A 20,967-nucleotide genomic window follows, 5' to 3' on the forward strand; every position below is an offset into this window, starting at 1 on the left:
TCAAACGGGAAACACGAACAAACGGTCGCCGACGGCCGGGGTGAGTTGACGTTCAATGACAAACTACGGTGCGGACCTGCTCTGGGTTCTGATTTTCGCGAGCCTCGGTTTTTCCGCTCTTGCCGTATTCCTCTCCATATCGCGGCACCGTCGCCGTCATCCTCCTGCCGTCCCACATACGGCAGGCGAAGATGTGGCGGCGGAGGCCGCGCGCAAGGTGATACGGGAGTTCGAAAAGAACGGCCAATCGGCCGATGCCGCGCTGGTGACCTGGTCGCCAGAAACATTGCGCAAGATCCTGGCCGACGATCTGCCCGATGCGCAGGTTATCGTGGTGTCCAATCGCGAGCCGTACATCCACAATGTGAAGGACGACGGCGTCGAGTTGCTCGTCCCGGCCAGCGGGCTGGTGTCGGCGCTCGAGCCCATTACCCGCGCCTGTGCGGGCACCTGGATCGCCTATGGCGGCGGAACGGCGGACCGCCTTACCGTCGACGACCACGATCGCGTGCAGGTGCCGCCTGGCAACCCGTCCTACACGCTGCGCCGGGTCTGGCTGACGGAGGAAGAGCATCAGGGCTATTATCTCGGTTTCGCCAATGAGGGCCTTTGGCCGCTTTGCCATATCGCCTTCACCCGGCCGATTTTTCGTGCCTCCGACTGGGCTGCCTATGAAGCCGTCAACCGGAAGTTTGCCGATACGGTGGTTGCCGAGGCGCGCAACGAGCGGCCGATCGTGCTGGTCCAGGATTACCATTTCGCGCTGCTGCCGCGCATGATCCGCGAGCGCTTGCCGGAGGCGATCGTCATCACTTTCTGGCACATCCCGTGGCCAAATTCGGAAGTGTACAGCATCTGCCCATGGCGTGAACGCATCCTCGAAGGCCTGCTCGGCAGCTCGATCATCGGCTTCCACACTCAGTTCCATGCCAACAATTTCACCGAAAGCGTCGATCGCTTCCTGGAAAGCCGCATCGAGCGGGCCGATGCGGCCATCTCCTACGGCGGACGGACCACATTGGTGCACGCCTATCCGATCTCGATAGAATGGCCGGCGGACCTGCTGGCGAAACTTCCCGCTGTCGACGATTGCCGCGCTCGCATGCGCGAGAGGTTCGGCCTTAAAGCGGATGTGAAGCTGGCCGTCGGGGTCGAGCGCCTCGATTATACCAAGGGCATTCTCGATCGGTTTCACGCTTTGAACGAATTGTTCAAGCGACAGCCTGAGTGGATCGGAAAACTGGTCTTCCTGCAGATCGCGGCACCCAGCCGCGGCACGCTGCCTGCCTACAAGCTGCTCCATGACGAGTGCCACCGTTATGCCGAAGAGCTCAACCGGCGTTATGGCAGCGAGGGCTACAGGCCGGTGATCATGGTGGCCGAACATCACTCGCAAGAACAGGTCTACGAGATCTATCGGGCCGCCGACATATGCATGGTCACCAGCCTGCATGACGGCATGAACCTCGTCGCAAAGGAATTCGTCGCCGCGCGCGACGACGAGCAGGGCGTTTTGATGCTCAGCACATTCGCCGGCGCCTCGCGTGAATTGCTGGAGGCGCTTATCGTCAACCCTTACGATGCCGCCATGATGAGCGGAGCGCTGTTGCAGGCACTGACCATGTCGCCCGAAGAACAGCGCGAGCGCATGCGCCCCATGCGCGAGACAATCCGCAACAACAATGTCTATCGCTGGGCCGGCAGCATGCTTCTGGATGCGGCACGTTTGCGCAAGCGCGGGGACCTCGATCGGGTGACCGGTGCCGTCAGCGACCCGCCGCCCAGCGTCGACAATGTCGTCTCCATTTTTGAGCGCAGACGGGTGGCGATGTCATGAGCGATGCGCTGCAAAATATTGTTGGCGAGACCCTGCACAAGCCGCAGGCCGTCATGGAGAAACCGCACACTGTGCTGACCGGCGAATGGGCGTTGTTCCTCGACATCGACGGCACCCTGCTGGAACATGCCGAACACCCGGACGCCGTCTCGGTCAGCGACGAGCTCCGCTCCTTGCTGCAAGGCCTGGATCGCAAGCTGAACGGGGCATTGGCCTTCATAACAGGCCGTTCCGTCGCGGCTGTCGATCATCTGTTTCAGCCTTTGAAGCTGCGCGCCGCCGGGCTCTATGGCCTGGAACATCGGCTCCTACCGAACGACGACGTCGAAGTCGCGGATGAGCCGGCGGATATTTCTGCGCTTGCCGACGAGATCGAGGCCGAGCTCGGTCGTGGCGCCTATATCGAGCGCAAAGGACGGGTGCTGGCCATCCACACGCGCGCCGCCCCGCATCTGCTTCCGCGCGCGACGCAGCTTGTCGAGCAGGCGCTGGCCACGCTGCCAAAGGGCTACCGGGTGGTTCCCGGCAATGCCGGTGTTGAACTGCTGCCGCTCGAGGCCGCCAAGGGCGCCGCGATCCGGCGTTTCATGGAAATTGCGCCATTCACGGGCCGTCGCCCGGTCTTCCTGGGCGACGACACGTCGGATGAAAACGGTTTTGAGGCCGTCAATGATGCCGGCGGCATATCGATACGCGTCAAACCACCAGCGCACACCGCAGCGCGGTACGGGCTTGCCGACGTTGTCGAGACGCTGGCCTGGCTGAGAGGTCAACTTTAGATCCAGCCGACGCAACCGCGATCGCGCCTCCTGGAAAGGGCAAGGAAAGGAACGGTTTCGATGGGACGCTTCGCACAATTGGTCCGAGAGATCACCCCGAACTGGCTGCACTCTCGCTCCTCCCGCCATGACATTGCCGACGTTTCACCGTCCGACGCGGATTTCAGCTGGCAAGAGGCGATCGATAACAAGATGTATGGGGCTGATACGCCTGATTATTCCTATGTTCCGGAAAAGACCGCTTCAGATGCGGTGAGACCGGGCGGTGACAGCCCCGGCGAAAAGAGCGTGCGGGGTGATCCAAAGAGAGCCAATTGAGGGTGAAAGCCTGTCGGCGCCCGAGGAACGCTAGGCCGCAAATCGCAGTCCGCCGTCGCAGGTCAGCACCTGACCGGTCATGAAGCCGTTGGAGACGAGGAAGGCTATTGCCGCGGCGACGTCTTCGGCGCGACCGATGCGGCCGACCGGGGTCCTGCCGGCATAGTCGGCAAACAGCGCCTGCCTCTGCTCCTCGGCCAGAAAGTCCCACCAGGGCGTGTCGATGACGCCTGGCGCCACGACATTGACGCGCAGCGGTTTCAACTCCATCGCCAGGATCGGCACCACGGTCAACAGCATGCCGTTGATGGCGGCGATACCGGCGACGCCGGGCGTTGCGAGCTGCGCCGACACCGCCGAGATGAAGGTGACCGACCCGGCCTTGTTGAGTGTCGGCAAGGCGGCCTGCAGGCAGGACAGCTGCGGGCGGACCTTTTCCTCCACGCCACTGCCGATGTCACTCAGGTCAAGCGCCGGGAACGGGCCGAGGCCCTTGCCGCCGCTGGCCGCCAGCACCAAGTGATCAAAGGGGCCGAGGCGCTCGAAGAATTGACGGACCTCATCCGGCTTCGACGCGTCGAAAGCGGCCTTCTCGGCAGCACCGCCAAGGCTCTTCCAAGCGCTCTTCAGCTTGTCCTCGTTGCGGCCGGTGATGGTTACCTTCATGTCCGGGCCAAGCAGTTTGCGCGCCGTCGCCAGCCCGATGCCGGACGAGCCACCGATGATGACGGTGTGTTGGATTGCCTTGGTCATCAATGCTGTTCCTTCGATGTGGGGGAGGCCGGGCCGATGAGGTCGAGGCTCAAGCTTCTCAGCTGTTGCCTTGCCTTGGCGTCGTAGGCCTGAGCATCGGCGCGGGATTCCCGCAGGCCGTCGAAATAGAGGCCGCTTTTCCCGTTGAGCGTGGGTGAGGTGGCGAGATTGAGGATGGCGTCGGCACCGGTCTCGACCGAACTCCACGGCGTCACCCCGGCCTGCCGGACCATGGTTGTGTTCATGTAGCTCGCCGGATGCAATGCGTTGACGGTGACGCCGGTGCCTTTCAACTGTTCGGCCAAATCGACGGTGAACAGAATCTGCGCCAGCTTGCTCTGGCAATAAGTGCGCACCCCGTCATAGGAGCGGGTCAGCATGACATCGCTGAAGTCGATCGCCTGCTGCCCCGCAGAGGCGACATTGACGATGCGCGCCGGCGCACTGGCCTTCAGCAATGGCAGGAGCTCCGATGTCAGCAGGAAACCGGCGAGATAGTTGACCGCGAAGCGCAGTTCATAGCCGTCGGCACTCACCTGCCTTTTGGCACCTTGGCCCGCTGTGCCGATGCCGGCATTGTTGATGAGGATGTCCAGCCGGTTCGTCCGGGCGCGCACCGCCTCGGCGAGGTGGCGCACCTCGGCCAGCGAAGAGAGGTCGGCGACCAGAAGCTCGGCCTTGCCGCCGGCGGCTTCGATCTCGGTGACAACAGCCTTGCCGCGCGTTGCATCGCGGCCGTGCACCAGCACACGGGCGCCCGCGGCGCCGAGCCGTTGCGCGACAACGCGGCCGACGCCGTCTGTCGAGCCGGTGATGAGGATCGTCTTGTCTTTGAGTTCCATGTTCAGAGCCTCCGTTCTGTTGCTCTGAACGGAAGATGGGGCAGTTGGCGCTGGCCAAACAGTTCAAACTTTATCCTGGTATCAATACTGCTATAATACGCGCATGGAGTCCCAACCTCACGCGGCCCCCACACGTTCGGCTGAAGACAGCCGCCGGCGCGAACTCGGCGCCTTCCTGCGCTCGCGCCGCGAAAGGCTGACGCCCTCGGCCGCAGGCATCGCCATCGGTCTCAGGCGACGTACGCCGGGCTTGCGCCGCGAGGAGGTGGCGATGATCGCCGGTGTCGGCACGACTTGGTACACATGGCTGGAGCAGGGGCGGGAGGTCAGGCCCTCGGTCGAGGTGCTGACGGCGCTCGCCGAAGCACTGCGCCTCGACGCCGCCGAAAAACAGCATCTGTTCATCCTTGCCGACCGCCAGCAGCCGGAGCGCCGTGCCGTAGCGCCGGAAAAGGTCGATGGCCCGTTGCTGCACATGCTGCAGAGCCTGGTGCTGCAGCCGGCCTATGTCGTCGGGCGGCGCTGGGACGTGCTGGCCTGGAACCCGGCGGCGGTGGCGGTGTTCGGCGATTATGGCCTGCTGGAGGGTGACGCCCGCAACATCGTCCACATGGTGTTCACGAGCCCGCATCACCGGCACCTGCTGGTCGACTGGGAGCAACTGGCGCGCACCGTGCTGGCCTCGTTCCGGGCCACGAGCGCCCGCTATGTCGGCGATCCGGATTTCGAGCGGCTGATCGAGTTGATGACCCGTTCGAGCCCCGAATTTCGTGCCTGGTGGCCGCAGCGCGACGTCGCGCATCGGTTGTCGGGGGTGAAACATGTCCGGCACCCGAGCGCGGGCGCCATGACCTTCGAGCATATGAGCCTGTCGATCGGCGACGGCTCGGACATGAAGCTGATCGTCTACACGCCGTTAGCCGAGCAGAATTCGATCGCCAAGCTGCAGGCATTGCTGGACGCGCTGCCGGCCGAGCGGCGCAGCGCCTGAGGTTGGCTGGCGTCCCCCTCGGCTTCGTCATCCACGGGCGAAGCGGACGCGGAGACCCGAGGATCCATGCCGGGACGTTTGCCGAAGAGTACTACGGAGCAGAATTTGGACCTTTGCGGCGCGTTGAAGTCGCGGCATGGATTGTAGGGTCTGCGCCGCGTCGCTTCGCTCCTTGCTTCGCCCTAGAATGACGAAACCATTTAGCCCTTCGGCTTCAGCCCATCGAGGAACAACTGCTCGAGAAATCTTGCCGCATCCTCGAAGCGGCCGTCGCCGCCACGGTTCGGTCCGAGCACGGCGCGGACCTGGACGTCGAAATCGGCATAATGCTGCGTCGTCGCCCAGATCGAGAAGATCAGGTGCCACGGGTCGGTCTTGGCGATCTTGCCGGCGCGCATCCAGCCCTTGATGACGGCGGCCTTCTCGTCGACCAGCGTTTTCAGTTCGCCCGCCAGCAGCGGCATGATGCGCGGCGCGCCTTGCAGGATCTCGTTGGCGAACAGCCGGCTCTCGCGCGGAAAATCGCGCGCCATCTCCAGCTTGCGCCTGATGTAGCTGCGCAGTTCGGTTAGGGGATCGCCAATGTCGTCGAGTTCGCGCAGTGGCGCCAGCCAGGTGTCGAGCAGGCGCTGCATCAGCGTTTCGTGGATGTCTTCCTTGCGCCGGAAATAATAGAGCAGGTTCGGTTTCGACATGCCGGCAGCTTCGGCGATCTGGTCGATGGTCGAGCCGCGAAAGCCGTTGGTGGAGAAGACCTCAAGCGCCGCCTCCAGGATGAGTTCGCGCTTTTCCTGCTGGATGCGGGTGCGGCGAGGGGCATCCGTGCCGATGGTCACCGTTGCAAGCCCTCGTGTTGAGGCTCATCTGGACCAATTCTCTGGACCAGTTTTTCCCTAGCCTGTGGAACGCACTTCAGGTGCCGCATTTCCGCTAGTAATCCTTGACCGCCTACAGGGCGGTGCTAACGTTTGTCCAATCGGTCAAAAATTTGCGTAGCATGAAAACGCGGCAAAGACCAAGCGTTGGGCGCAGCGAAACAGTTTACAAGGGGAAGTCCTGGTCATGTCCAACCGGCTGAAAGTCACGCCGAACGATCTCAGTGCATTCTGGATGCCGTTCACGGCAAACCGGCAGTTCAAGCAGGCGCCGCGCATGATGGTGTCCGCCAAGGACATGCATTACACAACCAGCGACGGCCGCAAGGTGCTCGACGGCACCGCCGGCCTGTGGTGCGTCAATGCCGGCCACTGCCGTCCGAAGATCACCGAGGCGATCCAGCACCAGGCTGCCGAACTCGATTATGCGCCGGCCTTCCAGATGGGCCATCCGATCGTGTTCGAACTGGCCAACCGCCTGGTCGACCTGGCGCCCAAGGGCATGGACCATGTCTTCTTCACCAATTCCGGCTCGGAATCGGTCGAGACCGCGCTCAAAATGGCGATCGCCTATCACCGTGTGAAGGGCGAGGGCTCGCGCACCCGGTTGATCGGCCGCGAGCGCGGCTATCACGGCGTCAATTTCGGCGGCATCTCGGTCGGCGGCATCGTCACCAACCGCAAGATGTTCGGCACGCTGCTCGGCGGCGTCGACCATATGCCGCACACGCATCTGCCGGAAAAGAACGCCTTCACCAAGGGTGTGCCGGAGTATGGCGCGGAACTCGCCAACGAGCTGGAGCGTATCGTCGCCCTGCACGACGCTTCGACCATCGCCGCCGTCATCGTCGAGCCGGTCGCCGGCTCCACCGGCGTCATCCTGCCGCCGAAGGGTTATCTGGAGAAGCTGCGCGAGATCTGCACCAAGCACGGCATCCTGTTGATCTTCGATGAGGTCATCACCGGTTTCGGCCGTCTCGGCACACCGTTCGCCGCCGACTATTTCGGTGTCACGCCCGACATCATGACCACCGCCAAGGGCGTCTCCAACGGCGTCATCCCGATGGGCGCGGTGTTTGTGAAGAAGGAGATCCACGACGCCTTCATGACCGGCCCCGAGCACATGATCGAGTTCTTCCACGGCTACACCTATTCGGGCAACCCCATCGCCTGCGCGGCCGCACTCGGCACGCTTGACACCTACAAGGAAGAGGGCTTGCTGACCCGTGGCGAGGAGCTGGCGCCGTACTGGGAAGACGCGCTGCATTCGCTGAAAGGCGAGCCGAACGTCATCGATATCAGGAACATCGGCCTGATCGGTGCGATCGAGCTGGCGCCGATCGCCGGCCAGCCGACCAAACGGGCCTTCTCGGCCTTCGTCAAGGCGTTCGAGCGCGGCGCGCTGATCCGCACCACCGGCGACATCATCGCGCTCTCGCCGCCGCTGATCATCACCAAGGGCCAGATCAACGAATTGATCGACCATGTTCGAGATGTGCTGAGGTCAATCGATTGACGGACTGACGCGGTCGGTTGAGGTCGGCGCGGCAGCGCGCCGACCTGACCTTTTGCTTGCAACGAACCATTACAGTCAGGCGGGCAACGCACCGATCCCGGTCAGGATCACCCGCTTGATATTTTCCTTGGCTTCCCGCCATTGCCGGTCGGACAGAGGTTTTCCGCCATTGAGTGTCTCGATCTGATGGCCGAAATCGGCGTAGTGCTGGGTCGTAGCCCAAAGCATATAGAGCAGATGACGCGGATCCACCGGGTCCATCTTGGCTTCCTCGATCCAGCGCCTGATGATCTCGACGCGGCCGTCGGTCCATTCGCGCAGCGTCGATTCCATATAGTCCTGAAGCACCGGCGCCCCGTGCATCACTTCGGAGGCCCAGACCTTCGAGCCGTCGGGATGGCGGCGTGATATTTCCATCTTGGCGTCGATATAGGCACTGATGCCGTCTATGGGCCCGCGCGCCGCGTCGAAGCAATTGGCCGCCTGTAGCCAGATTTCAAAGATGTTTTGAACGACCGACCGGTAAAGCTCTTCCTTGGTGGCGAAATAGTAGTGGAGATTTGCCTTCGGCAGTCCGGCCAGATCCGCAATCAACTGCATCGTGGCGCCGCCAAACCCTGCCTCCGCAAACACCTTCTCTGCAGCGACGAGAATGGTTTTTTCATTCTCTCGGCGGATCTCCTGTCGCCGCATGGGGCGGGTGGGTTCTGCCATGTCTACCCCAAGATTCTAGTTGACCGCTTGGTCAGGTTGTGTAGTTTAAAAGCTGACCATACGGTCAAGCTGTAAATCACTCAAGGGGCGACAAGACCCCTGGTGTAGATGGGAACTCGAGATGGCCGCACCCGGCGAGAATCTGCGAATCAATTCAAACCGTTTGTGGGATTCCATCATGGAGATGGCGAAGATTGGCCCCGGCATTGCCGGCGGCAACAATCGCCAGACCGTGACCGACGAAGACGGCGAAGGGCGGCATCTGTTCAAGCGCTGGTGCGATGCGGCCGGGCTCGAAATGGGCGTCGATGAAATGGGCACGATGTTTGCCCGCCGCGAAGGCACCGATCCCAGCCTGCCGCCGGTCTATGTCGGCAGCCATCTCGATACGCAGCCGACCGGCGGCAAGTATGACGGCGTGCTCGGCGTACTGGGCGGGCTTGAAGTGGTGCGCTCGCTCAACGATCTCGGCATCAAGACCAAACATCCAATCGTCGTCACCAACTGGACGAACGAGGAGGGCTCGCGCTTCGCGCCGGCTATGATGGCGTCCGGCGTGTTCGCCGGCGTGCTCGACCAGGCCGATGTGTACGGGCATGTCGACAAGCAGGGCAAGAAATTCGGCGAGGAACTGGAGCGCATCGGCTGGAAAGGCCCCGAGAAGGTCGGCGACCGCAAGATCCATGCCTTCTTCGAACTGCATATCGAACAGGGTCCGATCCTCGAGGACGAAGATATCGACATCGGTGTCGTCACCCATGGCCAGGGCCTTAAATGGCTGCAGGTGACGCTGACCGGCAAGGAAGCCCATACCGGCTCGACGCCGATGCCCAAGCGCCGCAATGCCGGGCTCGGCATGGCGCGGGTGATCGAACTGGTGCACGAGATCGCCATGGACTACCAGCCCGATGCCGTCGGCGCGGTCGGCCACATGGAGGTCTATCCCAATTCGCGCAACATCATCGCCGGGCGCACCGTCTTCACCGTCGATATCCGCTCGCCGGAAAAGGAAGTGCTGGACGCGATGGATGGCCGCATCCGCGAAGGCATCGACACGATCTGCGATGCACTCGACATCCGCTGCGAGATCGAACAGGTCGGCGCTTTCGATCCGGTGACTTTCGATGCCGGCTGCGTCAAGGCGATCCGCGATGCCGCCGACCGCCTTGGCTATTCCCATCGCAACATCGTTTCCGGTGCCGGCCACGACGCCTGCTGGATCAACCGCGTCGCGCCCACCGCCATGGTGATGTGCCCTTGCGTCGATGGCCTCAGCCACAACGAGGCCGAAGAGATCACCAAGGAATGGGCTTCGGCGGGTGCCGATGTCTTGTTCCACGCGGTGGTGGAGACGGCTGTCATCGTGGAGTGAGCTTAGAATCCACCTTCCAAACGACGCTCGTAAAGAAGCGCGAAGAGAACAAGGGAACAGTCAATGACCAAAGTCATCCGAAACGGCACCATCGTCACCGCCGACCGCACCTGGAAGGCCGATGTGCTGATGCAGCACGGCAAGATCGTCGCCATCGGTTCGGGCCTGCATGGCGACCATGAGTTCGACGCCACCGGCTGCTACATCATGCCGGGCGGCATCGACCCGCACACCCATCTCGAAATGCCGTTCATGGGCACCTATTCGGCCGATGATTTCGAATCCGGCACGCGCGCGGCGCTCTCCGGCGGCACGACGATGGTGGTCGATTTCTGCCTGCCGGCGCCGCAGCAGTCGCTGCTCGAAGCCTTGCAGATGTGGGACAACAAGACCTCGAAGGCGTCGTGCGACTACTCCTTCCACATGGCGATCACCTGGTGGGGCAAGCAGGTGTTCGACGAGATGGCCACGGTCGTCGACAAGGGCATCACCTCGTTCAAGCATTTCATGGCCTACAAGGGCGCGCTGATGGTCGACGACGACGAGATGTATGCGTCGTTCCAGCGCTGCGCCGATCTCGGCGCGCTGCCGCTCGTTCATGCCGAGAATGGCGACGTGGTGGCGGCACTGTCGCAGAAGCTGCTGGCTGCCGGCAACAACGGCCCCGAGGGCCACGCCTATTCGCGGCCGCCCGAAGTGGAAGGCGAGGCGACCAACCGCGCCATCATGATCGCCGACATGGCCGGCGTGCCGCTCTATGTCGTGCATGTCTCCTGCGAGCAGAGCCACGAGGCGATCCGCCGGGCGCGCCAGAAGGGCATGCGGGTGTTCGGCGAGCCGCTGATCCAGCACCTGACGCTGGACGAGAGCGAGTATTTCGACAAGGACTGGGACCATGCGGCACGCCGCGTGATGAGTCCGCCCTTCCGCAACAAATCGCACCAGGACTCGCTGTGGGCCGGCCTGCAGGCGGGTTCGCTGCAGGTGGTGGCGACCGATCATTGCGCTTTCACCACCAAACAGAAGCGCAACGGCGTCGGCGATTTCACCAAGATCCCGAACGGCACCGGCGGGCTTGAAGACCGCATGCCGGTGCTGTGGACCACAGGCGTCAACACCGGCCGGCTGACGATGAACGAGTTCGTCGCGGTGACCTCGACCAACATCGCCAAGATCCTCAACATGTATCCGAAGAAGGGCGCCATCGTAGAGGGTGCCGACGCCGACATCGTCGTCTGGGATCCCAAGCGCAAGAAGACAATTTCGTCCAAGAAGCAGCAATCGGTGATCGACTACAATGTCTTCGAGGGTTTCGAGGTGACCGGCCTGCCGCGGTTCGTGTTCTCGCGGGGCGAACTGTCGATCCAGGAGTCCGAGGTCAAGACCAAGCCCGGCCATGGTGAATTCGTCGGCCGCGAGCCGAATGCGGCCGTCAACCGGGCGCTGTCGACGTGGAAGGAAATCTCCGCGCCGCGCAAGGTGGAACGCACCGGCATCCCGGCGACCGGGGTTTGAGGTGCGGCGCGGGGGACTTCTTTTCGCGGCAGTTTTGGTTCTGGTGGCCAGCCAAGTGTCGGCGGCCGGCATCGACCTAGCCAAATCTTATGGCAACAAGTCCGGCTGCATCAACAAGAACGGCCAGGAAGTCTACGCCGAGGACATGCTGCTTCTAACCAACACCGACTTCATCACGGCGACGAGCGCTTGCACCTTCACCGGCAAGAGGGTCCAGGCCGACGGCTCGCTTGTGGTGAAGGCGGAGTGCGAGGCCGAAGGCGAAGAGGGCAAGTCGCCCGCCACCTTCATCATCAAGCACAGCACCAAGAACGCCAAGAAACTGGTGATCGCGGATGCGGACGGCACCGTCTATGGGGAAGTGTCTCGGTGCCGATGATTGCCGAAGCTGGCGGGCGCAAACCTCTAGCAATTGGCCGACGGGCGCCTAGCCCGGCGAAGTCAGCTTCCGGCGACCAGCGCATCCAGTTCCGGCAGCAGGACGACGCTCTCCTGTTCGTTGGGATCGGTGCGCGCAATGACGGCAGAGGACGGGGCGCCGCTCAGGTTGGCCGGCAGATGCGGCACGCCGGCGGGGATGTAGAAGAGATCACCGGCCTTGACGACGATATGATGCTCGAGCCGGTCGCCATACCAGGTGTGAACTTCGCCGGAGAGCACATAGATCGCCGTCTCGTGGCTCTCGTGCATATGCGCCTTGGCGCGGGCGCCGGGCGGCATGGTGAGCATGTGCATGCAGATGCCGGAGGCACCGACGGTCTCGGCGGCAATGCCGGCGAAATAGGTCAGCCCCTGCTTGCCTTCATAAGTGCTTTCAGGGCGGATAAGATGACAAGTGGGTTTAGGCGACATCGGGGAAACTCCGGGCGTCGATCGCGTGGGACAAGGTCAGAGGGACAGGGCCAAATGGGACAGGGCAAGTGGAAAACAACATCGCGATAAAAGCAATCGGATTCCAGCCGCCGCGGGAACGGAAACAGGCAGGCGGCAACCGATGACGGGGAATTCGCCAGCCGTCGTCGCGGCAAGCAAACTCGGGCTGACTTTCCAGACCAATGACGGGCCGGTGCAGGCGCTGTCCAATGTCGATCTCACCATCGGCAAGGGCGAGTTCGTCTCCTTCATCGGGCCTTCGGGCTGCGGCAAGACCACGCTGCTGCGCGTCATCGCCGATCTGGAGAAGCCGACCTCGGGGGCGATTTCCGTCAATGGCATGACAGCAGAGCAGGCGCGCGAGAAACGCGCCTATGGCTATGTCTTTCAGGCGGCGGCGCTGTTTCCGTGGCGGACCATCGAGCGCAATGTGGGGCTGCCGCTGGAGATCATGGGCCTATCCAGGGCGGAGCAAGGCGAGCGGATCAAGCGCACGCTCGGCCTCGTCAACCTCTCTGGATTCGAGAAGAAATATCCCTGGCAGCTCTCGGGCGGCATGCAGCAGCGCGCCTCGATTGCCCGTGCGCTGGCCTTCGACGCCGACCTGCTGCTGATGGACGAGCCGTTCGGCGCGCTGGACGAGATCGTGCGCGACCATCTCAACGAGCAGCTGCTGGAATTGTGGGGACGCACCAACAAGACCATCTGCTTCGTCACCCACTCCATTCCGGAGGCCGTCTATCTGTCGACGCGCATCGTCGTCATGTCGCCGCGCCCGGGCCGTGTCAGCGACATCATCGAATCGACGCTGCCGAGAGAGCGGCCGCTCGACATCCGCGAGACGCCGGAGTTTCTGGCGATCGCAGCGCGGGTGCGGGACGGGCTGCGCGCGGGGCACAGCTATGATGATTGAGGGGCAGGATGAGCTTCCTCCTCTCCCCAACGGGGAGAGGAGGGCGCCAGTCGGCTGAGGCCCGCTAGATGGACACCTTCCGCGACAAGCTCGTTCCCGTCACCTCCATCCTCGTTGGCGTGATCGCGCTCTGGTATGTCTTCGCCGTCATCCTCAACACGCCGTTCCAGCGCGATCTCGATCGTCGCGCGGGTGAAACATCCACGTTCAGCCAACTCATCGGCAAGACGCTGTCGCAGCCGAAGCCGACATTGCCGGCGCCGCACCAGGTGGCGGTGAATTTCTTCGAGAACACCTTCCTGCGGCCCATCACCTCCAACCGCAGCCTGGTCTACAATGCCTGGGTGACGCTTTCGTCGACGCTGCTCGGCTTCGCTTTCGGCACGGCGCTCGGCATCATCATCGCCGTCGGCATTGTCCATGTGGCGACGCTCGACCGCAGCCTGATGCCGTGGATCATCGCCTCGCAGACCATTCCCATCCTGGCTGTGGCGCCGATGATCATCGTCGTGCTGGGGGCGATCGGCATCAGCGGGCTCGTCCCGAAGGCGATGATTTCGACCTATCTGTCGTTCTTCCCGGTGACTGTCGGCATGGTGAAGGGGCTGCGCTCGCCCGAGATCATGCATCTCGACCTGATGCACACCTACAATGCCAGTCGCGCGCAGACCTTCTGGATGTTGCGCGTGCCTGCTTCGGTGCCGTTCCTGTTCACCTCGATGAAGGTGGCGGTGGCGGCAAGCCTGGTCGGCGCCATCGTCGGCGAACTGCCGACAGGCGCTGTCGCCGGCATCGGCGCCAAGCTGCTCGCCGGCGCCTATTATAGCCAGTCCATCGACATCTGGTCGGCGCTGGTCGCCGGTTCGGTGGTGGCAGCCCTTCTGGTCATGGTGGTCGGCATTGCCGGGCGCCTCGTCGACCGCGCTATGGGCGGGAGGCCGGCATGAACTGGCTGAAACCCTCCTGGCAGGCAGTGCTGGCGATCGTGCTGTGCCTGATCGCAGTGGCGCTCGGCCCGATCGCCGCGCCGAAAGTCGATGCACTGGCGCAGCCTGCAGGGACGTTGATATACCCCTATGTGGCGACGACCTGGCTGATTTTCGGCGTGCTGCTTGTCGCCGCTTTGATCTCGGTGACCAGAATACCGTCCATCGTCGAAGCCGTTGTGCTTTTCATCGGCGCGCATCTGGCCGCCTGGCTGCTGATTGGCGGCATCACCGGTTTCGAAGGCCTGGCGCGGACGCCGTACTTCCTGCTTCTCACCGCCGCATGGCTGCTTGGCTGGCGCTGCGTGGCGGTGCTGTCATCATTGCGTCCGTTCGCCAAATGGGCTCGCACCGCGCTGGGCCTGATCATCCCAGCCATCTTCGGCGCCTGGATCCTGATCATCTGGGAAGCGGTGACGCGTGGGGCCGGCATACCCTTCATCCTGCTGCCGCCGCCAAGTGCCATCGGCGCGCGCATCGCCGGTTCGCTGCCGGTGCTCGGCGCCGATGTCCGCCAGACCATCTTCAAGGCGGTCATCTTCGGCTATGTCGTGGGCAGCGGCGCCGGCTTCATCACCGCGGTGCTCGCAGACCGTGTGCCGTTCCTGCGACGCGGCCTGTTGCCGATCGGCAACATGGTCTCGGCGCTGCCGATCATCGGCGTCGCGCCGATCATGGTGATGTGGTTCGGCTTCGACTGGCAGTCCAAGGCGGCGGTGGTCATCATCATGACCTTCTTCCCGATGCTGGTGAACACGGTCGCCGGTCTGGCCGCCTCCGGCCATATGGAGCGCGACCTGATGCGCACCTACGCGTCGGGCTACTGGCCGACGCTCTTGAAGCTTCGGCTGCCGGCAGCAGCTCCCTTCATCTTCAACGCGCTGAAGATCAACTCGACGCTGGCGCTGATCGGCGCCATCGTTGCCGAGTTCTTCGGCACGCCTGTCGTCGGCATGGGCTTCCGCATCTCGACCGAGGTCGGGCGGATGAACATCGACATGGTCTGGGCCGAAATCGCAGTTGCAGCACTTGCGGGTTCGGTCTTTTATGGCGTGGTCGCTCTTGTCGAAAGAGCCGTCACGTTTTGGCATCCCTCTGTCCGTGGTGGATAGGGGCGGTGGGTTTAGGGCACTAACTTCAGAGGGTAACAAAATGAAAAGACTGATTATTCCCGTTCTGGCTGGCGCGATGTCGCTTGCCGCTTTCCAGGCAATGGCCGCCGACAAGGTGACGTTGCAGCTGAAATGGGTCACGCAGGCCCAGTTTGCCGGCTACTATGTCGCCAAGGCCAAGGGTTTCTATGAGGCCGAGGGTCTCGACGTCGACATCAAGCCGGGCGGTCCCGATATCGCGCCCGAGCAGGTGATCGCCGGCGGTGGTGCCGACGTTATCGTCGACTGGATGGGCGGTGCGCTGGCTGCCCGCGAAAAGGGCGTGCCGCTGGTCAACATCGCCCAGCCGTTCAAGAAGGCCGGCATGGAGCTGGTCTGCCCGAAGGACGGCCCGATCAAGACCGAAGCCGACTTCAAAGGTCACACGCTCGGCGTCTGGTTCTTCGGCAACGAGTATCCGTTCTACGCCTGGATGAACAAGCTCGGCCTGAAGACCGAGGGCGGCCCGGACGGCGTCACGGTGCTCAAGCAGAGTTTTGACGTGCAGCCGCTGATCCAGAAGCAGGCGGACTGCATCTCGGTCATGACCTACAACGAATACTGGCAACTGATCGACGCCGGCTACAAGCCGGAACAGCTGACCGTGTTCAACTACTCGGCCATGGGCAACGACCTGCTCGAGGACGGGCTCTATGCGTCCGAAGACAAGCTCAAGGATCCGGCCTTCGAAGACAAGATGGTGCGTTTCGTGCGCGCCTCGATGAAGGGCTGGAAATATGCCATCGACAACAATGACGAAGCCGCAGGCATCGTCATGGACGGCGGCGGCCAGGACGAGAACCACCAGAAGCGCATGATGAGCGAAGTCGCCAAGCTGATCGACAATGCCGACGGCAAGCTTGACCCGGCGACCTACGAGCGCACCGCCAAGGCGCTGCTCGACCAGAAGATCATCACCAAGGAGCCGACCGGCGCCTACACCACCGCCATCACCGACAAAGCGGTCAAGTAAGCCTAGCCGGCAACACATCTATCCAGAAAGCGGCGCCTCCGGCAGAAATGTCAGAGGCGCCGTTCCTTTATGGTGTTCATGACGAAGCTGGTCTCGATCGAGGCGACGCATTTCAGCCGCGCGATCTTTTCCTTGATGAAGCGCTCGTATTGTTCGAGGCTTCCCGTCACCACTTTCAGCACATAGTCGCGCGAACCGGTGACGAGGTGGCATTCCAGCACCTCTTCCCAGCCGCGGATCGCGTCCTCGAACATCACGATCTCGTCTTCGTTCTGGCGGCTGAGCCGGATGGTGGCGATGGCGACCATGCTCCAGCCGAAGGCTGAGGGATCGACCAGCGTGGTGTAGCCTCTGATGACCCCGGTCTCCTCCAGCCGCCGCACCCGCCTCAGGCAGGGCGACGGCGACAGGCCGATGCGCTCGGCAAGCTCGTTGTTGGTGATGCGGGCGTCGGCCCGCAGCTCACGCAGGATTTTCAGGTCGAAATCGTCGGCTATCTTCTGCTGCACTTTCGGTCTCTCCAGGCAATTTGTTGCGGGGATGCAGCCATGTGAGCCCAAAAATAGCAAGGACTGGCGGAACGAGATCGCATAAATTGCCGTTCACTATTTCAGTCGAACAGGCAGGAAAAGCCATGACCGCGCCACGCCCGTCGAAAACCCATATCGGCAACCACAAGCTCCACCCGGAGACGCTGATGCTGAGCTATGGCTTCGATCCGCAGCTTTCGGAGGGCGCCGTCAAGCCGCCGGTGTTCCTGACCTCGACCTTCGTGTTCAAGTCGGCGGAGGAGGGACGCGACTTCTTCGACTACACCTCCGGCAGGAAGGAGCCGCCGAGCGGCACCGCCTCCGGCCTGGTCTATTCGCGCTTCAATCATCCCAACAGCGAGATCGTCGAGGACCGGCTGGCGATCTATGAGGGGACGGATGCCTGCATCCTGTTTTCATCGGGCATGTCGGCGATCGCCACGACGCTGCTCGCCTATGCCCGTCCGGGCGACGTCATCCTGCATTCGCAGCCACTCTACGGCGGCACGGAGACGCTTTTGACGCGCACGCTCTCCGGTTTCGGCATCGGTGCTGTCGGTTTCGCGGATGGCGTGGACGAGCCGGCGGTGCGCACGGCCGCCGACGCGGCCGTCGCGAAAGGCCGCGTGTCGGTCATCCTGATCGAGACGCCGTCAAACCCGACCAACAGCCTGGTCGACCTCGCGCTGATGCGCAAGATCGCCGACGAGATCGGCGCGAGCCAAGGGTCAACGCCGATCATCGTGTGCGACAACACATTGCTGGGTCCGGTGTTCCAGCGGCCGATCGAACATGGTGCCGACGTGTCGGTTTATTCGCTGACCAAATATGTCGGCGGCCATTCCGACCTGATCGCGGGTGCCGCCATGGGCAGCAAGGCTATCACCAAGCCGATCAAGGCGCTGCGCGGCGCGATCGGCACGCAGCTCGACCCGCATTCCTGCTGGATGCTCGGCCGCTCGCTGGAGACGCTGTCGATCCGCATGGAGCGGGCCAACGACAATGCTCGCCTGATCGCCGAATTCCTGCGCGACCACGCCAAGGTCGACAAGGTGCACTACCTGCCGTTTCTGGGCGAGAATACGCCGGCCGGCCGCGCCTACAGGGCGCAATGCAGCGGCGCCGGATCAACCTTCTCCTTCGACATCAAGGGCGGGGAGAAGGCGGCTTTCGCCTTCCTCAACGGATTGCAGATCTTCAAGCTGGCGGTGAGCCTCGGCGGAACGGAATCGCTGGCCAGTCACCCCGCGGCCATGACCCATTCGGGCATTCCCTTCGAGGTGCGCCAGCGCATCGGCGTGCTGGAGACCACGGTCAGGCTGTCGATCGGCGTCGAGCATCCGGACGATCTGATCGCCGACCTGACGCAGGCGCTGGCGGCGGTCTGACCGCTATCGCTGAAGCCGGACAGGACGGCCCTAGGATCTCTATACGTCATCACAAAAACGTGTGGTTGGATACATTGTGCCGCCAGGCCGTTCCGTTGGCGCATGCGCGCGCCGGGGAGCCGCGACGCGTGCACAGTCAATCGGAGGTTCTTCATGCGCACCCAATCCTTCTTACCGGCGCTGTCGGCGCTGGCCATTTCGACCGCTTTCCTGTTCGCATCGCCCGCCCTGGCAGCCATGGAAAAGTTCAAGGCGACACTAGACGGCAGCCAGCAGAGCCCGCCCGTCACCACGAAGGGTAAGGGCACAGCCACTTTCACCTTCGACACGACCAAGAAGAAGCTCAACTGGAACGTCAAATATTCCGGCCTCAGCGGACCGGCGACGGCCGCGCATATCCATGGCCCTGCGGCGATGGGTGAAAACGCCGACCCTGTCATCCCGTTCAAAAAACTCAAGAGCCCGATCAAGGGGTCGGAGACGCTCACTGATGCCCAGGCGGCTGACCTTGAGGCCGGCAAGTATTACGTCAACGTCCACACCAAAGCGAACCCGAATGGGGAGGTCCGCGGCCAGATCGAGAAGGCGAAGTAGCTGACCGTTGAAGGTTGGCAGGACAGCGCCCCCCTCTGTCCTGCCGGACATCTCCCCCTCAAGGGGGGAGATCGAATGTACTTCGGGTTTCGCCAATCGCCAGTGTTGGAAGAAGGGCGAGACGACGAAACTGCCAATCTCCCCCCTTGAGGGGGAGATGCCCGGCAGGGCAGAGGGGGCGTGAAGGAACTCGACTTGCCCCGGTCGGCCCTCAAACCTTGTCGCGGATCTGGGTCATCGTCCGGGTCGGGGTGATCGCTTCGGGGTCGAGCCTGATCTCGACGATCGCCGGCTTGCCGCTGGCGCGGGCGCGTTCGAAGGCCGGGGCGAAGTCCGCCGTCTTCTCAACCGTTTCGCCATGGCCGCCATAGGCGCGGGCGAGAGCCGCGAAATCGGGGTTCTTGAGGTCGGTGGCCACCACGCGGCCGGGATATTCGCGCTCCTGATGCATGCGGATGGTGCCGTAGATGCCGTTGTTGACGACGACGACGACGATCGGCAGGTCGTATTGCACGGCAGTGGCGAATTCCTGCCCGTTCATCAGGAAGCAGCCGTCGCCGGCGAAAGCGACCACGGTGCGCTCTGGAAACAGCTCTTTGGCGGCGACTGCCGCAGGCGTGCCATAGCCCATCGAGCCTGACGTCGGCGCACCTTGAGTGGCGAAGCGGCGGAAGCGATGGAAACGATGCACCCAGGTGGCATAATTGCCGGCGCCGTTGGTGAGGATGGCGTCGTCGGGCAGCATCTTTTCGAGATAGTTCATGATCGGGCCCATCTGGACCGGGCCGGGGCCGCTTTCGGGTGGTGTCGACCAGTCGAGATAGGCGGCATGCAGCTTTGGCGTCTCGGCTGCCCAGACGGGTGCGGAGGCCGGCTTGCGTTTGGCGAAAGCGTCGACGAAGGCGGACGGCGAGGCGTTGATAGCCAATGCCGGCCTGTAAACGCGGCCGAGCTCGCCGGAATCGGCATGGACATGGACCAGTGTCTGGGCCGGGTAGGGGCTTTTCAGCAGCGTGTAGTCCGAGGAGGGCATTTCGCCCATGCGGCCGCCGATCAGCAGCACGAGGTCGGCCTGCTTGATCGCTGTGGCCAGCTTCGGGTTGATGCCTATGCCGACATCGCCGGCATAGTTCGGATGCAGATGATCGAACAGCATCTGGCGGCGGAAGGAACAGCCGACCGGCAGCGACCAGGCCTCGGCGATCGCGCGCATTTGTGCAACCGCCTCGGCGTCCCAGCGCGTGCCGCCAAGGATGACGAAAGGCCGCTTGGACTTGGCCAGCAATTTCTCAAGCGCATCGAGTTCGGCTTCCCCGGGCCGCGTTTCGACCGGTGTGTGCGGCAAGGCGACGGGCGCTTCAACGACACTGGTCAGCATGTCTTCGGGCAGCGAGATCACCACTGGGCCGGGACGGCCCGATGTCGCCACGGCGAAGGCGCGGGTGACGAATTCTGGGATGCGCGAGGCGTCGTCGATCTCGACTACCCATTTGGCGATGTCGCCGAAGAACCTCTTGTAATCCACCTCCTGGAAAGCCTCGCGCTCTTTGGCGTGGCCGGCGACCTGGCCGATGAACAGGATGACGGGTATCGAATCCTGCATGGCGATGTGGATGCCGGCCGAGGCATTGGTGGCGCCGGGGCCGCGGGTGACGAAGCAGATGCCGGGCTTGCCGGTCAGGCGGCCGTGGCAATCGGCCATCATGGCGGCACCGCCTTCCTGGCGGCAGACGATGGTGCGGATCGCTGAATCGTGCAGCGCGTCGAGCACCGCCAGATAGGATTCACCGGGCACGCAGTAGATGCGGTCGGTGCCGTTGGCTTCGAGAGCGTCGACGATGAGTTGTCCGCCAGTCTTCATTGTCCAGACTTCTCCAGTTCGGCAAGGATTTCTTGGGTGTGCTCGCCCAGGCGCGGCGAGGGGCGCTCATAGACCAGCGGCGTGCCCGACATCACCATCGGCGCGCGCACCGAAGGCAGAAGATTGCCATGGCCGTCGTCCAGGTCGAGCCGCATGCCGCGCGCGATCGTCTGCGGGTCGGCGAAC

Annotated in this window: 22 protein-coding genes; 14 read left to right on the forward strand and 8 right to left on the reverse strand. The window is 63.1% G+C overall.

All coding sequences use genetic code 11. The features are described from left to right. The first annotated feature begins 55 nt into the window (after window positions 1-55). From EOA22_RS00665 to EOA22_RS00675, 3 genes are read left to right on the forward strand one after another with little or no spacing between them, the layout of a single operon-like run. Window positions 56-1,837, forward strand: a complete 1,782-nt coding sequence (locus tag EOA22_RS00665) for a trehalose-6-phosphate synthase (protein WP_013530900.1) — start codon at window positions 56-58, stop codon at window positions 1,835-1,837. 53 nt (window positions 1,838-1,890) lie between these two features. After that, window positions 1,891-2,616, forward strand: coding sequence for a trehalose-phosphatase (gene otsB / locus EOA22_RS00670; protein ID WP_032898633.1), 726 nt, complete (start codon window positions 1,891-1,893; stop codon window positions 2,614-2,616). Window positions 2,617-2,676: 60 nt separating this feature from the next. After that, window positions 2,677-2,934, forward strand: coding sequence for a hypothetical protein (locus tag EOA22_RS00675; RefSeq protein WP_063168507.1), 258 nt, complete (start codon window positions 2,677-2,679; stop codon window positions 2,932-2,934). 30 nt (window positions 2,935-2,964) lie between these two features. Here the strand turns inward: EOA22_RS00675 and EOA22_RS00680 are convergent, their stop codons facing one another. Together EOA22_RS00680 and EOA22_RS00685 are read right to left on the reverse strand one after the other, a co-directional pair. Continuing rightward, a complete protein-coding gene (locus tag EOA22_RS00680; protein ID WP_013530903.1) occupies window positions 2,965-3,687 on the reverse strand; it encodes an SDR family oxidoreductase in 723 nt (240 codons plus the stop codon). Next, window positions 3,687-4,529 carry an SDR family oxidoreductase gene (locus EOA22_RS00685; protein WP_063168506.1) on the reverse strand — a complete coding sequence of 281 codons (843 nt, stop codon included), beginning with the start codon at window positions 4,527-4,529 and terminating at the stop codon, window positions 3,687-3,689. Before EOA22_RS00685 ends, EOA22_RS00680 begins: the two co-directional genes overlap by 1 nt. A gap of 103 nt (window positions 4,530-4,632) precedes the next feature. On the opposite strand from EOA22_RS00685, the gene EOA22_RS00690 reads away from it, so the two are divergent. After that, a complete protein-coding gene (locus EOA22_RS00690; protein WP_063168505.1) occupies window positions 4,633-5,520 on the forward strand; it encodes a helix-turn-helix transcriptional regulator in 888 nt (295 codons plus the stop codon). A gap of 200 nt (window positions 5,521-5,720) precedes the next feature. Here EOA22_RS00690 and EOA22_RS00695 read toward each other — a convergent pair whose 3' ends face one another. Next, window positions 5,721-6,356: a TetR family transcriptional regulator C-terminal domain-containing protein gene (locus tag EOA22_RS00695; RefSeq protein WP_013530906.1), complete on the reverse strand. Its 636-nt coding sequence runs from the start codon at window positions 6,354-6,356 to the stop codon at window positions 5,721-5,723. A gap of 226 nt (window positions 6,357-6,582) precedes the next feature. Here EOA22_RS00695 and EOA22_RS00700 point away from each other — a divergent pair, with 226 nt between their 5' ends. Further along, on the forward strand, window positions 6,583-7,911 hold the full coding sequence (locus EOA22_RS00700; protein ID WP_013530907.1) for an aspartate aminotransferase family protein: 1,329 nt from the start codon (window positions 6,583-6,585) through the stop codon (window positions 7,909-7,911). Between the two features lie 75 nt (window positions 7,912-7,986). Here the strand turns inward: EOA22_RS00700 and EOA22_RS00705 are convergent, their stop codons facing one another. Next, window positions 7,987-8,625 (reverse strand): TetR/AcrR family transcriptional regulator, encoded by a 639-nt coding sequence (locus tag EOA22_RS00705; protein WP_013530908.1) that lies wholly within the window; start codon window positions 8,623-8,625, stop codon window positions 7,987-7,989. Between the two features lie 121 nt (window positions 8,626-8,746). On the opposite strand from EOA22_RS00705, the gene EOA22_RS00710 reads away from it, so the two are divergent. From EOA22_RS00710 to EOA22_RS00720, 3 genes are all read left to right on the forward strand, one after another. After that, window positions 8,747-9,997: a Zn-dependent hydrolase gene (locus tag EOA22_RS00710; RefSeq protein ID WP_063168504.1), complete on the forward strand. Its 1,251-nt coding sequence runs from the start codon at window positions 8,747-8,749 to the stop codon at window positions 9,995-9,997. A 63-nt stretch (window positions 9,998-10,060) separates the two neighbouring features. Further along, the gene (hydA, locus tag EOA22_RS00715; RefSeq protein ID WP_063168503.1) at window positions 10,061-11,512 is read left to right on the forward strand and encodes a dihydropyrimidinase; all 1,452 of its coding nucleotides are present in this window, start codon (window positions 10,061-10,063) and stop codon (window positions 11,510-11,512) included. Between the two features lie 43 nt (window positions 11,513-11,555). After that, complete coding sequence (locus EOA22_RS00720; RefSeq protein WP_245478576.1) at window positions 11,556-11,891, forward strand: hypothetical protein; 336 nt, start codon at window positions 11,556-11,558, stop codon at window positions 11,889-11,891. 62 nt (window positions 11,892-11,953) lie between these two features. Here the strand turns inward: EOA22_RS00720 and EOA22_RS00725 are convergent, their stop codons facing one another. Further along, window positions 11,954-12,364, reverse strand: a complete 411-nt coding sequence (locus EOA22_RS00725) for a cupin domain-containing protein (RefSeq protein ID WP_013530912.1) — start codon at window positions 12,362-12,364, stop codon at window positions 11,954-11,956. 142 nt (window positions 12,365-12,506) lie between these two features. Here EOA22_RS00725 and EOA22_RS00730 point away from each other — a divergent pair, with 142 nt between their 5' ends. From EOA22_RS00730 to EOA22_RS00745, 4 genes are all read left to right on the forward strand, one after another. After that, a complete protein-coding gene (locus EOA22_RS00730) occupies window positions 12,507-13,298 on the forward strand; it encodes an ABC transporter ATP-binding protein (RefSeq protein ID WP_013530913.1) in 792 nt (263 codons plus the stop codon). A gap of 68 nt (window positions 13,299-13,366) precedes the next feature. Continuing rightward, the gene (locus EOA22_RS00735; protein WP_063168502.1) at window positions 13,367-14,245 is read left to right on the forward strand and encodes an ABC transporter permease; all 879 of its coding nucleotides are present in this window, start codon (window positions 13,367-13,369) and stop codon (window positions 14,243-14,245) included. After that, window positions 14,242-15,396: an ABC transporter permease gene (locus EOA22_RS00740; protein ID WP_063168501.1), complete on the forward strand. Its 1,155-nt coding sequence runs from the start codon at window positions 14,242-14,244 to the stop codon at window positions 15,394-15,396. Before EOA22_RS00735 ends, EOA22_RS00740 begins: the two co-directional genes overlap by 4 nt. Before the next feature lie 40 nt (window positions 15,397-15,436). After that, window positions 15,437-16,408, forward strand: coding sequence for an ABC transporter substrate-binding protein (locus EOA22_RS00745; protein WP_013530916.1), 972 nt, complete (start codon window positions 15,437-15,439; stop codon window positions 16,406-16,408). A 50-nt stretch (window positions 16,409-16,458) separates the two neighbouring features. Here EOA22_RS00745 and EOA22_RS00750 read toward each other — a convergent pair whose 3' ends face one another. Next, on the reverse strand, window positions 16,459-16,917 hold the full coding sequence (locus EOA22_RS00750; protein ID WP_024501498.1) for an Lrp/AsnC family transcriptional regulator: 459 nt from the start codon (window positions 16,915-16,917) through the stop codon (window positions 16,459-16,461). A gap of 125 nt (window positions 16,918-17,042) precedes the next feature. On the opposite strand from EOA22_RS00750, the gene EOA22_RS00755 reads away from it, so the two are divergent. Further along, window positions 17,043-18,326 carry a cystathionine gamma-synthase family protein gene (locus EOA22_RS00755; protein WP_063168500.1) on the forward strand — a complete coding sequence of 428 codons (1,284 nt, stop codon included), beginning with the start codon at window positions 17,043-17,045 and terminating at the stop codon, window positions 18,324-18,326. A gap of 153 nt (window positions 18,327-18,479) precedes the next feature. Further along, complete coding sequence (locus tag EOA22_RS00760) at window positions 18,480-18,920, forward strand: CHRD domain-containing protein (protein ID WP_013530918.1); 441 nt, start codon at window positions 18,480-18,482, stop codon at window positions 18,918-18,920. 211 nt (window positions 18,921-19,131) lie between these two features. On the opposite strand, the gene EOA22_RS00770 is transcribed toward EOA22_RS00760, so the two are convergent. Both EOA22_RS00770 and EOA22_RS00775 read right to left on the reverse strand, forming a co-directional pair. Next, window positions 19,132-20,781 (reverse strand): thiamine pyrophosphate-binding protein, encoded by a 1,650-nt coding sequence (locus tag EOA22_RS00770; protein WP_063168499.1) that lies wholly within the window; start codon window positions 20,779-20,781, stop codon window positions 19,132-19,134. After that, the coding region (locus EOA22_RS00775; RefSeq protein ID WP_206521256.1) for a CoA transferase at window positions 20,778-20,967 on the reverse strand (190 nt) is incomplete at its 5' end. The genes EOA22_RS00770 and EOA22_RS00775, both read right to left, overlap by 4 nt.

Source organism: Mesorhizobium sp. M7A.F.Ca.US.014.04.1.1 (assembly GCF_003998745.1).
In the GTDB taxonomy this organism is placed as follows: domain Bacteria; phylum Pseudomonadota; class Alphaproteobacteria; order Rhizobiales; family Rhizobiaceae; genus Mesorhizobium; species Mesorhizobium ciceri.

What these genes read in the sequence shown, in the direction of transcription:
- EOA22_RS00665 (WP_013530900.1), top strand. Translation starts at nt 56, where the DNA reads ATGACAAACTACGGTGCGGACCTGCTCTGGGTTCTGATTTTCGCGAGC.
- otsB (WP_032898633.1), top strand. Translation starts at nt 1,891, where the DNA reads ATGGAGAAACCGCACACTGTGCTGACCGGCGAATGGGCGTTGTTCCTC.
- EOA22_RS00675 (WP_063168507.1), top strand. Translation starts at nt 2,677, where the DNA reads ATGGGACGCTTCGCACAATTGGTCCGAGAGATCACCCCGAACTGGCTG.
- EOA22_RS00680 (WP_013530903.1), bottom strand. Translation starts at nt 3,687, where the DNA reads ATGACCAAGGCAATCCAACACACCGTCATCATCGGTGGCTCGTCCGGC.
- EOA22_RS00685 (WP_063168506.1), bottom strand. Translation starts at nt 4,529, where the DNA reads ATGGAACTCAAAGACAAGACGATCCTCATCACCGGCTCGACAGACGGC.
- EOA22_RS00690 (WP_063168505.1), top strand. Translation starts at nt 4,633, where the DNA reads ATGGAGTCCCAACCTCACGCGGCCCCCACACGTTCGGCTGAAGACAGC.
- EOA22_RS00700 (WP_013530907.1), top strand. Translation starts at nt 6,583, where the DNA reads ATGTCCAACCGGCTGAAAGTCACGCCGAACGATCTCAGTGCATTCTGG.
- EOA22_RS00705 (WP_013530908.1), bottom strand. Translation starts at nt 8,625, where the DNA reads ATGGCAGAACCCACCCGCCCCATGCGGCGACAGGAGATCCGCCGAGAG.
- EOA22_RS00710 (WP_063168504.1), top strand. Translation starts at nt 8,747, where the DNA reads ATGGCCGCACCCGGCGAGAATCTGCGAATCAATTCAAACCGTTTGTGG.
- hydA (WP_063168503.1), top strand. Translation starts at nt 10,061, where the DNA reads ATGACCAAAGTCATCCGAAACGGCACCATCGTCACCGCCGACCGCACC.
- EOA22_RS00725 (WP_013530912.1), bottom strand. Translation starts at nt 12,364, where the DNA reads ATGTCGCCTAAACCCACTTGTCATCTTATCCGCCCTGAAAGCACTTAT.
- EOA22_RS00730 (WP_013530913.1), top strand. Translation starts at nt 12,507, where the DNA reads ATGACGGGGAATTCGCCAGCCGTCGTCGCGGCAAGCAAACTCGGGCTG.
- EOA22_RS00735 (WP_063168502.1), top strand. Translation starts at nt 13,367, where the DNA reads ATGGACACCTTCCGCGACAAGCTCGTTCCCGTCACCTCCATCCTCGTT.
- EOA22_RS00740 (WP_063168501.1), top strand. Translation starts at nt 14,242, where the DNA reads ATGAACTGGCTGAAACCCTCCTGGCAGGCAGTGCTGGCGATCGTGCTG.
- EOA22_RS00745 (WP_013530916.1), top strand. Translation starts at nt 15,437, where the DNA reads ATGAAAAGACTGATTATTCCCGTTCTGGCTGGCGCGATGTCGCTTGCC.
- EOA22_RS00755 (WP_063168500.1), top strand. Translation starts at nt 17,043, where the DNA reads ATGACCGCGCCACGCCCGTCGAAAACCCATATCGGCAACCACAAGCTC.
- EOA22_RS00760 (WP_013530918.1), top strand. Translation starts at nt 18,480, where the DNA reads ATGCGCACCCAATCCTTCTTACCGGCGCTGTCGGCGCTGGCCATTTCG.
- EOA22_RS00770 (WP_063168499.1), bottom strand. Translation starts at nt 20,781, where the DNA reads ATGAAGACTGGCGGACAACTCATCGTCGACGCTCTCGAAGCCAACGGC.